Source organism: Herbaspirillum lusitanum (assembly GCF_026127345.1).
GTDB classification, from domain to species: domain Bacteria; phylum Pseudomonadota; class Gammaproteobacteria; order Burkholderiales; family Burkholderiaceae_D; genus Herbaspirillum; species Herbaspirillum lusitanum.
This window is the reverse complement of record NZ_QXFG01000010.1, coordinates 340,695-353,230: the sequence shown is the minus strand read 5'-3', so window position 1 is coordinate 353,230 and position 12,536 is coordinate 340,695. Positions and strand designations below refer to the sequence as shown.

The window sequence follows — 12,536 nt, the reverse complement described above, 5'->3', positions numbered from 1 at the left end:
CAGCCTTAGCGGATACCGATGTTGCCGATGAGCGGGAGGTGGATGCCGCGCACCAGATCGTCTTCGCAGCGCACGCGACGTTGGCCGAGTTCGTACAGCAGGGCCAGGCAGAAGCCCAGCGCCAGGCCGACCACGATGCTGGCGGCGATGTTTTGCAGCAGCAGCGGCTTGGAATGCGTACTCGGCACTTCGGCCACGCGCAGGACGGTCAGGTCGAAGGTATTGATGTTGCTGGCCATGAGGATTTCATCGTACTTCGCCAGCGCGGTGTTGTAGACGCGCTCGACGCTGTCGAGCTGGCGCTGGTAAGAGGTGATGGTGTCGCGATGCTGTTTCTGCTCAAGCAGCTTGGCGCGCTGGGTGTCGACTTCCTTTTGCAGCGCCTGTTCCTGCATGGCCAGGCGGCGCGCGTCGATTTGCTGCGCGTCCAGCGAACTGCGCGCTTCGCGGGAGATGCGCGCAGCGATATCGTCGCGCTCGCTGATCAGCGCTACTGTCTTCGGATGGCGCGCGCCGAGTACCTCTTGTATATCAGCCAGGCGCTTGTTGACGTCGCTGAGTTTGGATTTCAGATCGTTGATGTTGGGACGCTGCGCGACGTCCGGCAATTCGTCGATGCGCAGGCCGTTGCGCACCAGGCTGTCGGTGGCGCTCTTGCGGGCCTGCGCTTCCTGTTGCTGGTTCTGAACGGCGATCAGCGAAGTCATCAGGTCGCCCAGCTGGCGCGATTGCAGGTCGTTGCGTTCGTTGGGATCGAGGATGCCGACTTCCTGCTGGTACTTGGTCAGTTTCTCTTGAATCGAATCGGCTTCCTTGCGCAGATGTTCCAGCTGCGCGTTGTACTGCTCGCGGCGGGAACGCGCCGAAGCGGAGGATATCTGCTGGTTCAGGTCGATGTAGGCGCGCACGACGGCATTGGTCAGGTCGCGCGATTGCTCGGCGGTGTCCGCGGCATATTCGACTTCGATCACGCGGCTGGAGCGGCGCGTCACCACCATGGTATGGTCGTTGATGCGCTTGACCAGCTGCGAGTGCGCGCGGGCTTCGCCGCTGCGTTCGACCGCTTCATGATAGGCGGCGGTACGTTCCAGGTCGAGCGCATCGATGACTTTTTCCGCCACGGCCTGGCTCTTGATCATGTCGAACTGGGTTTGCATGTAGCTCTCGTCCATCATCGGCGAGAACAGGCGTCCGTTGATGGGATCGTTGCCCTTGTAGTCGAGGTAGATGTCGGACGAGGCGGTATAGGTTTTCGGCAGCAACAGGGTCACGACGATCGTCGCCGCCACCGTCGCCAGCAGGGTCTTGAATATCGTGCTGCGCCGCGCCGAGATCATCGACGCCAGCTGTTTGGAGGATAAGCCGGTTTCGGGAGCCTGCAGGTTCACGTTATAGCCTTGATGTTTGTTCAGAATAGACTTTCATTGACGTACACGACGTCGCCCGGCAAGATCGGGTCCGTCAATTTTGCCTTGATTTCCTGTACACCCTTTTCAGGCATTTCCCTATTGATATAGATCCGGCGTTGCGATGCGCGCTGCGTCATGCCGCCCCCCAGCGAAATCGCACGCATGACGTTCATGTCTTGTTCCATGGGGTAGGAGCCCGGGCGATTGACTTCGCCGTGGATATAGAAAAGCTTCTTCTTGTTCACGTTGACGACGTCGCCGGCGTTGAGCTCGACATCGAGAGGAGTACGTCCGGTAGCGCTGGTTTCGCTCAGCAGGATAGGGATGCGGACATCGATTTCGGCGCTACTGCCGTTGTTATCGTTTTTCCTGCGCAGCAGCGTCACGGTCTGGTCGGCCTGCGCGGTGAGGCCGCCGGCGGTCGCCAGCAGTTCCAGCACGCTCATGTGGCCGGGAATCGGATAGCGGCCCGGACGGCTGACTTCACCCAGTACCGACACCATCTGGCTGCGCAGCTGGACGACTTCCACCGATACTTCGGGATTCTTGAGGTACTGCCCCTTGCGCAGGCCATCCGCGACTTTGGCGGAGATTTCGCTGGTGGTCAGGCCGTTGACGTCGATACCACCGATCAGCGGCAACGTCAGGAAGCCTTTGTCGTTGACGCCGACTTCTGCGGACAGGTCGGGTTGACCAAACACAGTCACGCGCAATACGTCGCCGGAGCCCACGCGGGTATTCGTCACAGTGGAGGAGGGCAGCGCCAGCGTGGACAGAGTGCCGGGTGGCGCGGACATCAGTTCACCGGTCCTGGTCGGATCGGTAGGCACCTGCGCCAGAGCGGAAAAGCTCGTCAGGAGGGAGATGATGGTGGCAATGAATAAAGCGAATCGGCGCAAACTTAACTCCCGTGACTGATGACAAAACGATTGCTTGTGCGGCACGCGGCACGTCGTTGTGTGGGCAATGAAACGTGAATCAGGAGGCAAAGTTTTGTAAATATGACAACTTAAGTCGTGCATATTAATCGAAAACAGACGTATTTCAAAAAAATTTCAATGATGCCTACAAATCTTTGCAATTTTGAGTCGCCTTGCGACGATGTTTCTGCAAGGTAATTTTACCTGTTTTTATTCTTGCCGATGGATCGTTCCGATGCACGGAAGTTCTTTCAATTGCATCGATATGGCGTTGCAACTTCGGCTGTGCGACCAGTTAAGCATAGATATTGTGCGATATCAATTCAATATTGCAGCTTTAAAACGCATCGCACGCGCTGCGCCGGGACTCGTCGGACGTCACGCCGAAATCTGTCCGCAGAAAACTGTTTTCGCGATTTCGTCTATCCTTGGCGGATTGTTTTCAGCTCCTTGCGCCATGTCAGTTGCAACCGCTATTTCTTCTACTTCGCCCCTGCGCATCAGCGTGCTCGACCAAGCCCCGGTTTCCGAGGGAATGAGCAGCGCGCAGGCGCTTCGGAATTCACTCGATCTGGCCGTGCTGGCCGATCGCCTGGGTTATTACCGCTATTGGGTGGCCGAACATCACGGCACCCAATCGCTGGCTTGCGCCAGCCCGGAGGTGCTGATCGGGCCGATTGCCGCTGCCACTTCGCGTCTGCGCGTGGGCAGCGGCGGCGTGATGTTGCCGCATTACAGTCCGCTCAAGGTGGCAGAGTCTTTCAGCATGCTGAGCGGCTTGTATCCGGGGCGCATCGACCTTGGGCTGGGGCGTGCGCCGGGCAGTGATTCGCTGACGGCGTCGGCATTGCAGCGTGACCGGCGTCAGCGTCCACAGGACGATTTCCCCGATCAATTGAATGAGCTGCTGGCTTACCTGTGGGACGAGCTGCCCGGAGATCATCCGTTCGCGCGTTTGCCGCCCATGCCCGGCAGCCCCGAGCTGCTGCAGCCGTGGATGCTGGGCTCCTCGGCGCAAAGCGGCATCTGGGCAGCCGAACTGGGCATGCCTTACATGTTTGCAGATTTCATCCAGGCGGCGGGCGAAACCGTGGCGGCGCGTTACCGGCGCGATTTCGTGCCGTCGCCGCATTGGCCCGAAGCATGCCAGGGCGTTGCGCTGCAGGTGATTTGCGCCGAGACGGATGAGGAGGCGAAGTTGCTGGCGACCAGCTACGGCATGCGCCTGATCCACATGCATAGCGGGCGCCGTCTGGACAAGATTCCGTCGGTGGAGACGGCATTGCGCTTCTTTGAGGAACATGACTTGCCTTCGTCCACCTTGCCGTCGGGCCGGCGCGCCGTAATCGGTTCACCGGCGCGGGTGCGCGAGCAGATCGAGACGCTGGCGCAGGCCTACGGCGCGGACGAAGTCATGATCGTCAGCATCATTTACGATCATGAAGCACGCAAGCGTTCGTATGAGTTGATTGCGCGGGAGTTTGCGCTGGTTTGATCGTCAGAGGCGGAATGCGCGAAAATGCATCCACTTTTAGCAATCCAATAAATTCTTTTAAAATCAATCGGATAGCAAGAACTCCTCAAGGTTATCCACAAAATTATCCCCAGTTTTTGTGAGTAGCCATCCTGTTTCAATCAACGTCCGGACAGCCACAGGCGCGTCATCTGTTCGGCACTGTCCCTGAGTAATCCGGCGGCATCTGCGATGGCCTTGTCCAGCGTGGTCGGTCCGAACGTGATCGAGAAGCAGCCCGAGAAGCTGGTCTGCAGCCGGCCCAGCGCGGAGCGATCGATGCCGCCGGACAACAATGAAGTCTGCACGCCGGCCTGGCGCGCGCGCTGGGCGGCGATGAAAGGCGCCTTGCCGTGCAGCGTCTGGGCGTCGCTGCGGCCTTCGCCGGTGATCAGCCAGTCGGCGTCCTTGAGCGCCGCATCGAGTCCGATGTAGTCCGCCACCGTCTGCGCCCCGGATTGGAATTCGGCGCCGAGCATCAGCAATGCATATCCCAATCCACCTGCCGCGCCGGCTCCCGGCAAGTTGGCCGCACTGCGGCCGCTGGCCTGTTCGAACAGACTGGCGAAGTGACCGAGCAGGGCGTCAAGCGGCTTGATCTGTTCGGCAGTCACGCCTTTTTGCGGGCCGAAGACTGCCGTCGCGCCCTTGTCGCCGCACAGCGGATTGTCGACGTCGGACATGGCAACGATGTGAATATCCTTCAGACGCGGATCGAGGCCGCCGACATCGACACGCGCCAACCTGGCGAGTTGCGACGGCAGCGGTTCCAGTTCCTTGCCGGCGGCGTCATACAGCTTCAGACCCAGCGCAACCAGCATGCCGATGCCGCCGTCATTGGTGCTGCTGCCGCCCAGCGCAATCAGGAAGCGTCGCGCGCCGCTGTCGAGCAGCCCCAGCAGGGCGTCGCCGATGCCGAGTGTAGAGCGGTTTTCAACGGCGACTGCGGTGCCTGCGCTGTCGGTCAGTCCGACGATTTCGGCGGATTCAATAACGGCGCTGCCGTCGCTGAGGATGCCGGCGGCGGCGTCGCGCAAGGCACCTGCCGCGCCGCGCACTTGCAGTCGCTGAACTTCGCCGCCTGCGTGCAGCAGGGCGTCGAGCGTGCCTTCACCGCCGTCAGCGATCGGGCACAGGCGGACAATTGCGTTCGGCGCGGCGGAGTGGACGCCGGCGCCGATGGCTTCGGCGACTTCTTGCGCGCTGAGCGAGCCTTTGAAGGAGTCGGGGGCAATGACGACAACGGGGGCGGAAGCGGTGGTCATGAAGGCTTTTCGGTAATTGAAGTTCGGCAAGGCGGCGGACGTGCAGGGTATTGCGGCGCGGGCTTGCTTGTCTCCTGGAATGATCGGTTATTTTTTTATGTTCAGTGAGTCATCGTGACGGATGAACTCGGAGATTATATAAGCAAGCATCCATGTTTCCCGCAGGTACGCGAGGTAACAAAAGGTAATGGCACTGGTACGCTGGTCGCCGCCGGGGCATGATGACTGTGGAATATTCCCGGCAGGAGGGCATCATGAGACGTTTGCTATGGATCATCCCGGCGCTGATGCTGGGCGGTTGCGTGGCGGTTCCCTACGACCCCTATCCCTATTACGGTCAGCCTGCGCCGGTCTACGTCGTGCCGTCCGCATCGGTGTACTACGGTTATGGCTGGGGCGGCGGTTATCGCGGCGGTTGGGGTGGTCGCGGACACTGGCGCCATTGAGGATGGTTTCCAGGTTTAGGCGGTTTGCATTCTGCGATTCAAGGCAGTAGCATTGCGAATCAATGGTCCGGACTGATGCGTGGCATCAGGTATGATGAGCGCTGAAAAACTGGACGCTATTGGTTGTTGCTGCATGGTATGGCGATTTTTACGACACTTTCCCGAACCTCCCCCAAAACACGCACTCGCAACAGAACCATCGTCGGCGTCAGCCTGTCGGTTCTGATTCACGTGCTGCTGTTTTTTGTTTTGCGGCCGAGCCTGCTGCAAAAAATCGAACCCCAGGCACGTTCTTCCAATGAACCGCTTGAGGTGACGTTCGTCCCGAGTCCGCCGAAGCCCGCTGTCAGGCAACCGACGCCGCCCGAAAAAGCCAAGCCCGTCAAAAAGCCGACGCCGCAGCCCAGACAGATTGCGCGCGCCAAACCCAGCTCGTCCGCGCCGACGCGGCCGGCGCTGCCCCTTTCCAATTCACCGACCGCCATCACCCAGGCGCCGCCGGAAATGGACATGTCCACCATGCTCAACGCCGCACGCGAACGGCGGCGCTCCAGCGAGGATTCAGCCGCACGCGAAAACGCCGCCGCACGTGCGGCCGAGCAGGGGCCTTCTGCCAATGAAATCGCCCAGGCGAATATCGACTTTCAGGCGCGCAAGGCCCGCGGACCGAGCAACGGCATGTTCGAGATCATCAGCAAGGGACCGCGTATCTCCCAATACCTGTTCTACGGATGGACCAAGGACGCGCGCAACAAATCGCGACGCACCATTACCGTGGATGCCGGCTTGAATGGCGATATGGACAAGGCGATCGTGGACAGCATGATCGCCATCATCCGGCAGAATGTGACGGGCGACTTTACGTTTGACTCCCAAAAGCTGGGCAGGGTCGTCACTTTGTCTGCCAGGGTGGAGGACAACGCTGGCTTGCAGGCTTTCCTGCTGCGCGAATTCTTCGGCTGATTCAGCCTTCCTTTAAGGGCAAAACCTTTGCCCGCATGCCTTCCCGCCTTTCAATCCAGGCTGCTTTTCCATAGCGGGAAAGAGCGTTTTGCAGTACCTGACAAGATTACTCAAGTTTGCTATACTTGACGTAAATATTCGGGAATTCAGGGAGTGGGACTGAAAACTGTTCTGGAGTCGAGAGTTCATGCGATTAACTACTAAAGGCCGTTTTGCGGTGACAGCAATGATTGACTTGGCGTTGCGCCACGGCAATGGCCCCGTCACGTTGTCCGCCATCAGCGAGAGACAGGAAATTTCTTTATCATATCTTGAGCAGTTGTTCGGCAAATTGCGGCGCCATCAGATCGTCGAGTCCGTGCGCGGACCCGGCGGCGGCTATAACCTGGCGCGCAAGGCGGCGGACGTATCGGTCGCCGACATCATCATCGCGGTCGACGAACCCCTGGATGCAACCCAATGCGGCGGCAAGGAAAATTGCCACAGCGTGACCCATCCCGGCGGCACTCGCTGCATGACGCATGACCTCTGGTCGACGCTCAATGAAAAGATGGTCGAATATCTCGACTCGGTCTCCTTGCAAGACCTGGTCAACCAGCAGCACACCAAAGAACAGAAGCATCCGGAACACAGAACCCTCGGTACCGAACAAAGCGTGGTTGTCATGCACCGCCCTCACGCAGCGGTTTGATTGGAGCTAGAACAAATGAACGCACCCCTGGAAAAAAGCCTGTTGGACACCCTCAAGGCGCCGCATTTTCCAATTTACCTGGATTATTCGGCAACCACGCCGGTCGACCCGCGCGTGGCCGACAAGATGATTCCCTACCTGCGCGAGCAGTTCGGTAATCCTGCGTCGCGCAGCCACATGTACGGCTGGACCGCAGAGAAGGCCGTGGAAGATGCACGTGAAGAAGTCGCCAAGCTGGTCAACGCGGATTCACGCGAAATCATCTGGACTTCCGGCGCGACCGAGAGCAACAACCTGGCCATCAAGGGCGCCGCGCAGTTCTACAAGACCAAGGGCAAGCACATCATCACGGTCAAGACCGAGCACAAGGCCGTGCTGGATACTTTCCGTGAACTCGAGCGTCAAGGTTTCGAAGCGACTTACCTGCAGCCGCAGGACAATGGCCTGGTGACCGTCGAGCAGATCGCCGCCGCCGTGCGTCCCGACACCATCCTGATCTCTGTCATGCTGGTCAACAATGAAATCGGCGTGATCCAGCCGGTTCCCGAGATCGGCGAATTCTGCCGCTCCAAGGGCATCATTTTCCATTGCGATGCAGCGCAGGCGACCGGCAAGGTTGCCATCGATCTGGAAAGCTGGAAAGTCGATCTGATGAGTTTCTCGGCCCACAAGACTTATGGTCCAAAGGGCATCGGCGCGCTGTACGTTCGCCGCAAACCACGCGTGCGTATTGAAGCGCAGATCCACGGCGGCGGTCACGAGCGCGGCCTGCGCTCCGGCACGCTGGCGACGCACCAGATCGTCGGCATGGGCGAAGCCTTCCGCATCGCCCGCGAAGAGATGGAATCCGAACTGGCCCACATCCGCGCCATGCGCGATCGCCTGGCGAAGGGCTTGCAAGAGATCGAAGAAACTTACATCAACGGCGACATGGACCATCGGGTGCCGCACAACCTGAACGTCAGTTTCAACTACGTCGAAGGCGAATCCCTGATCATGGCGATCAAGGACATTGCGGTGTCGTCCGGTTCGGCGTGCACCTCGGCCAGCCTGGAACCGTCCTACGTGCTGCGCGCGCTGGGCCGCAGCGACGAACTGGCGCACAGCTCGATTCGCTTCACGATCGGTCGCTTCACGACCGAAGAAGACATCGACTTCACCATTGATCTGATCAAGAGCAAGGTCGGCAAGCTGCGTGAACTGTCGCCGCTGTGGGATATGTACAAGGACGGGATCGACATCAGCACGATCCAATGGGCAGCACACTAAACATCGCAAAAATGAAAACCGCCCCCATATGAATGGCGTGGCGATCTCATCAAGGAGCATCAAATGTCTTACTCGGAAAAAGTACTCGATCACTACGAAAACCCACGTAACGTCGGCGCCTTCGAAAAGGGCGACGAGACCGTAGGCACTGGTATGGTCGGCGCGCCCGCTTGCGGCGACGTCATGAAGTTGCAGATCAAGGTCGGCGCCGACGGCGTGATCCTGGATGCCAAGTTCAAAACTTACGGCTGCGGTTCGGCCATTGCCTCATCATCGCTGGTGACCGAATGGGTCAAGGGCAAGACGCTGGATCAGGCCCTGTCGATCAAGAACACCCAGATCGCTGAAGAACTGGCGTTGCCGCCGGTGAAGATCCACTGCTCGATCCTGGCGGAAGACGCCATCAAGGCTGCAGTGCAAGACTACAAGGCCAAGCACGGCAGCGTTGAACAAAAGGTTGCGGCCTAATTCAAGAAGTAAGCAAGAAGCACGCGAAGGGCAAGCATCATGGCAATCACACTGACTGAAAAAGCGGCAAAGCACATCAGCCGCTATATGGAACGCCGCGGCAAAGGCCTGGGCCTGCGCCTTGGCGTGCGCACGACCGGCTGCTCCGGCCTGGCCTACAAGCTGGAGTATGTGGACGAGGAAACGCCTGAAGATCAGGTGTTCGAATCGCGCGGCATTCGCGTTTTTGTCGATCCCAAGAGCTTGCCTTACATTGACGGCACCGAACTCGACTTCGCTCGCGAAGGCCTCAACGAAGGCTTCAAGTTCCAGAATCCGAACATGAAGGATGAGTGCGGCTGCGGTGAAAGCTTCCGTATCTGATCGGGATTGAGTTTGCATGTCGAGGCGCCGGGATCGGCATCCTCGGCGAAAACATCTGAACAGGTCTGCGAACCAATTGATGTGCAAATGTAGTGCCGTGCTTAGCCAGAATAGTCGTAGCGATAGCCTCTGAAGCGTTGTTCTGCCAAGCCTGTTGAAGTCCGAACAGGCTTTTTATTTTTACCCATCCGCTCCCCGGTTGCACAACGTATGCAAAATCATTTCGCACTTTTCCAATTGCCGCAACGCTTTGCCGTCGATCTGACTGCGCTGGAAAAGGCGTACCACGGAGTGCAGAACCAGGCCCATCCAGACAAGTTCGCCCATGCGACTGGCGCAGAAAAGCGCGTCGCCATGCAATGGGCCACGCGCGCCAACGAAGCCTACCAGACCCTCAGGAATCCCCTCAAGCGCGCCACCTACTTGTGTGAGCTCAACGGCGTCGATCTCGAAACCGAATCCAACACCGCCATGCCGCCCGCATTCCTGATGCAGCAAATGGAGTGGCGCGAAGAACTTGATGATGCACGCGCAGGCAAGAATATCGACGCCCTTGAGCAGCTCGACGGCGCCTTGCGCGGTGCAAAAAAAGATACCATCGCCCGCATCGAAACACTACTCGACGCCGACGACTTTGCCGGCGCCGCGCAGCTGGTGCGCCAGTTGATGTTCCTTGAAAAATTCGGCGAAGAGATCGGCAACGCTTTCGCCCTGATCGAAGGTTGATGCGCCATGCCTGACGTATTCCTGTTTCTTGCCGCCGCGATGATGCTGACCCTGGCGCCGGGGCCTGACAATATTTACGTGCTCACGCGCGGCATCGCGCAGGGCAGGAAGGCCGGGTTGGTGGCCGCACTCGGTTTCTCTTCCGGATTGTTCTTCCATACCTTGCTGGCGGTGCTGGGTTTCGCTGCCATCATCAAGGCATACCCGGCCGCCTATCACGCCTTGCAATATGCCGGCGCCGCCTATCTGGTGTATCTCGGCATCCGCACCTTGCGCTCGGCTGCCTCGATGTCGATGGACGCGACCATGACGCCGGTCAGCCTTGGCCTGTCGCGCATTTACTGGCAAAGCGTGATCGCCAACATCCTCAATCCCAAGGTGACGCTGTTTTTCATCGCCTTCCTGCCGCAATTCGTCAACGTGCAAGCCGGTCATGTGGCCTGGCAGATGCTGTTGCTGGCGGTGGTGTTCATTCTCCAGGCGCTGGCGATCTTCAGCGCGATTGCATTTTTCTCCGGCATCGTCGGCGCCTATTTCAAGCGTCAGGCGCGTGCCGCTCTCTATTTGAACAGGCTTGCCGGCTGTGCGTTTGTGGGACTCGGTATCCGCATCGCCTTGCCGGAATAAATCGACTATGGCTCTTCTCCAAATCTCCGAACCGGGCATGTCCACCGCGCCGCACCAGCATCGGCTGGCGGTCGGCATCGATCTCGGCACTACCAATTCGCTGGTCGCCACCGTGCGCAACAGCATCCCCGAAGTCCTCAGCGATGAAGAAGGCCGCAGCCTGTTGCCGTCGGTGGTGCGTTACCTGCCCAACGGTCACGCCAACATCGGCTACAAGGCGCAAGCCGCGCAGACCATCGACCCGAAGAACACCATCGTATCGGTGAAGCGCTTCATGGGCCGCGGCCTGAAAGACATCGCTTACGTCGAAAACCTGCCTTACGATTTCCAGGATGCGCCGGGCATGGTGCAACTGAAAACCGTGGCCGGCGTGAAGAGCCCGGTCGAGATTTCTGCGCAGATCCTCGCGACCTTGCGCCAGACCGCGGAAGACGCGCTGGGCGACGATCTGGTCGGCGCCGTGATCACCGTGCCGGCATACTTCGACGATGCGCAACGCCAGGCCACCAAGGATGCCGCCCAACTGGCCGGCCTCAACGTGCTGCGCCTGCTCAACGAGCCCACGGCTGCAGCGATTGCCTACGGCCTCGACAACGGGTCCGAAGGCATCTTCGCGGTCTACGATCTTGGCGGCGGCACCTTCGACATCTCGATCCTGAAACTCACCAAGGGCGTGTTTGAAGTCCTGTCGACCGGCGGCGATTCAGCGCTGGGCGGCGATGATTTCGACCAGCGCCTGTTCTGCTGGATCTGTGAGCAATCGCAACTGGCCCCATTGTCGGACGAAGACACGCGCATCCTGCTGGTCAAGGCCCGCGAGGTAAAGGAGTTGCTCTCGTCCAAGGCTTACACGCAAATCGACGCCGTGCTCAATTCCGGCGAAGAAGTGCATCTGTCGATTACCGCCGAAGAGTTCGTGGCGCTGACCCAGCATCTGGTCGCCAAGACCATCACGCCTAGCCGCAAGGCCTTGCGCGATGCCGGTTTGTCCGTCGACGACGTCGATGGCGTCGTGCTGGTCGGCGGCGCTACGCGCATGCCGCACGTGCGCAAGGCGGTCGGTGAATTCTTCCAGACCACGCCATTGGCGAACATCGATCCGGACAAAGTGGTGGCGCTGGGCGCCGCCGTGCAAGCCAACCTGCTGGCCGGCAACCGCGCCGCCGGCGACGACTGGTTGCTGCTCGACGTGATTCCTTTGTCGCTCGGCATCGAAACCATGGGTGGGCTGGCGGAAAAAGTCATCCCGCGCAATTCCACGATTCCGTGTGCGCGCGCGCAAGAGTTCACGACGTTCAAGGACGGCCAGACTGCGCTGGCAGTGCATGTGGTGCAGGGCGAGCGCGAGCTGGTGACCGACTGCCGTTCGCTGGCGCGCTTCGAGCTGCGCGGTATTCCACCGATGGCCGCCGGCGCTGCGCGTATCCGCGTAACGTATCAGGTCGACGCCGACGGCTTGCTGTCGGTGTCGGCGCGTGAAATGACCTCAGGAGTGGAAGCGGCGATCACGGTCAAACCTTCCTACGGCCTGGCCGACGACGACGTCGCACGCATGCTGCAGGATTCCTTCCAGTCAGCCGATGAAGACATGAAACGCCGCGCCCTGCGCGAAGAGCAGGTCGAGGCCGAGCGCATCATCCTGGCGACGCAATCGGCGCTGGATGCCGACAGCGCATTGCTCACCGAACAAGAGCGTATCGACATTGCCGCGCTGATCGAGATCGTGCGCGAGAAGGCGCAAAGTGACGATCACCTGGCAATCAAGGCGTCGGTGGAAGCGCTTGCGCATGGCACCGAAGAATTCGCCGCCCGCCGCATGGATCGTAGCGTCCATGCCGCGCTGGCAGGCAAGAAATTGGATGAAGTTTCGTAAAAG

At 59.6% G+C, this 12,536-nt stretch carries 13 protein-coding genes; 10 read left to right on the top strand and 3 right to left on the bottom strand.

The window, feature by feature from the left end:
- Positions 1-5 precede the first annotated feature (5 nt).
- Together DXT88_RS16435 and DXT88_RS16430 are read right to left on the bottom strand one after the other, a co-directional pair.
- The gene (locus DXT88_RS16435) at positions 6-1,388 is read right to left on the bottom strand and encodes a Wzz/FepE/Etk N-terminal domain-containing protein (protein ID WP_265215039.1); all 1,383 of its coding nucleotides are present in this window, start codon (positions 1,386-1,388) and stop codon (positions 6-8) included.
- A gap of 20 nt (positions 1,389-1,408) precedes the next feature.
- Complete coding sequence (locus DXT88_RS16430) at positions 1,409-2,308, bottom strand: SLBB domain-containing protein (RefSeq protein WP_265215037.1); 900 nt, start codon at positions 2,306-2,308, stop codon at positions 1,409-1,411.
- A 478-nt stretch (positions 2,309-2,786) separates the two neighbouring features.
- Here DXT88_RS16430 and DXT88_RS16425 point away from each other — a divergent pair, with 478 nt between their 5' ends.
- Positions 2,787-3,824, top strand: a complete 1,038-nt coding sequence (locus tag DXT88_RS16425; protein ID WP_265215036.1) for an LLM class flavin-dependent oxidoreductase — start codon at positions 2,787-2,789, stop codon at positions 3,822-3,824.
- Between the two features lie 140 nt (positions 3,825-3,964).
- Here the strand turns inward: DXT88_RS16425 and DXT88_RS16420 are convergent, their stop codons facing one another.
- A complete protein-coding gene (locus tag DXT88_RS16420; protein WP_265215035.1) occupies positions 3,965-5,107 on the bottom strand; it encodes a glycerate kinase in 1,143 nt (380 codons plus the stop codon).
- Positions 5,108-5,361: 254 nt separating this feature from the next.
- On the opposite strand from DXT88_RS16420, the gene DXT88_RS16415 reads away from it, so the two are divergent.
- The 9 genes from DXT88_RS16415 (at position 5,362) to hscA (ending at position 12,533) form a co-directional block, all read left to right on the top strand.
- A complete protein-coding gene (locus tag DXT88_RS16415) occupies positions 5,362-5,553 on the top strand; it encodes a hypothetical protein (RefSeq protein ID WP_029363394.1) in 192 nt (63 codons plus the stop codon).
- 138 nt (positions 5,554-5,691) lie between these two features.
- On the top strand, positions 5,692-6,516 hold the full coding sequence (locus tag DXT88_RS16410; RefSeq protein WP_265215033.1) for a hypothetical protein: 825 nt from the start codon (positions 5,692-5,694) through the stop codon (positions 6,514-6,516).
- Between the two features lie 187 nt (positions 6,517-6,703).
- Entirely contained in the window at positions 6,704-7,207 is a 504-nt protein-coding gene (gene iscR, locus DXT88_RS16405) for a Fe-S cluster assembly transcriptional regulator IscR (RefSeq protein WP_029363393.1), read from the top strand.
- Positions 7,208-7,222: 15 nt separating this feature from the next.
- Positions 7,223-8,476, top strand: coding sequence for an IscS subfamily cysteine desulfurase (locus DXT88_RS16400; protein WP_016834036.1), 1,254 nt, complete (start codon positions 7,223-7,225; stop codon positions 8,474-8,476).
- 63 nt (positions 8,477-8,539) lie between these two features.
- Positions 8,540-8,944: a Fe-S cluster assembly scaffold IscU gene (iscU, locus tag DXT88_RS16395; RefSeq protein WP_016834035.1), complete on the top strand. Its 405-nt coding sequence runs from the start codon at positions 8,540-8,542 to the stop codon at positions 8,942-8,944.
- Between the two features lie 39 nt (positions 8,945-8,983).
- Positions 8,984-9,307 (top strand): iron-sulfur cluster assembly protein IscA, encoded by a 324-nt coding sequence (gene iscA / locus DXT88_RS16390; protein WP_016834034.1) that lies wholly within the window; start codon positions 8,984-8,986, stop codon positions 9,305-9,307.
- Between the two features lie 210 nt (positions 9,308-9,517).
- Complete coding sequence (gene hscB, locus DXT88_RS16385; protein WP_265215031.1) at positions 9,518-10,033, top strand: Fe-S protein assembly co-chaperone HscB; 516 nt, start codon at positions 9,518-9,520, stop codon at positions 10,031-10,033.
- A 6-nt stretch (positions 10,034-10,039) separates the two neighbouring features.
- On the top strand, positions 10,040-10,660 hold the full coding sequence (locus DXT88_RS16380) for a LysE family translocator (protein ID WP_016834032.1): 621 nt from the start codon (positions 10,040-10,042) through the stop codon (positions 10,658-10,660).
- Positions 10,661-10,667: 7 nt separating this feature from the next.
- Positions 10,668-12,533, top strand: coding sequence for a Fe-S protein assembly chaperone HscA (hscA, locus tag DXT88_RS16375; protein ID WP_265215030.1), 1,866 nt, complete (start codon positions 10,668-10,670; stop codon positions 12,531-12,533).
- Positions 12,534-12,536: the final 3 nt, after the last annotated feature.

What these genes read in the sequence shown, in the direction of transcription:
- DXT88_RS16425 (WP_265215036.1), top strand. Translation starts at nt 2,787, where the DNA reads ATGTCAGTTGCAACCGCTATTTCTTCTACTTCGCCCCTGCGCATCAGC.
- DXT88_RS16420 (WP_265215035.1), bottom strand. Translation starts at nt 5,107, where the DNA reads ATGACCACCGCTTCCGCCCCCGTTGTCGTCATTGCCCCCGACTCCTTC.
- DXT88_RS16415 (WP_029363394.1), top strand. Translation starts at nt 5,362, where the DNA reads ATGAGACGTTTGCTATGGATCATCCCGGCGCTGATGCTGGGCGGTTGC.
- DXT88_RS16410 (WP_265215033.1), top strand. Translation starts at nt 5,692, where the DNA reads ATGGCGATTTTTACGACACTTTCCCGAACCTCCCCCAAAACACGCACT.
- iscR (WP_029363393.1), top strand. Translation starts at nt 6,704, where the DNA reads ATGCGATTAACTACTAAAGGCCGTTTTGCGGTGACAGCAATGATTGAC.
- DXT88_RS16400 (WP_016834036.1), top strand. Translation starts at nt 7,223, where the DNA reads ATGAACGCACCCCTGGAAAAAAGCCTGTTGGACACCCTCAAGGCGCCG.
- iscU (WP_016834035.1), top strand. Translation starts at nt 8,540, where the DNA reads ATGTCTTACTCGGAAAAAGTACTCGATCACTACGAAAACCCACGTAAC.
- iscA (WP_016834034.1), top strand. Translation starts at nt 8,984, where the DNA reads ATGGCAATCACACTGACTGAAAAAGCGGCAAAGCACATCAGCCGCTAT.
- hscB (WP_265215031.1), top strand. Translation starts at nt 9,518, where the DNA reads ATGCAAAATCATTTCGCACTTTTCCAATTGCCGCAACGCTTTGCCGTC.
- DXT88_RS16380 (WP_016834032.1), top strand. Translation starts at nt 10,040, where the DNA reads ATGCCTGACGTATTCCTGTTTCTTGCCGCCGCGATGATGCTGACCCTG.
- hscA (WP_265215030.1), top strand. Translation starts at nt 10,668, where the DNA reads ATGGCTCTTCTCCAAATCTCCGAACCGGGCATGTCCACCGCGCCGCAC.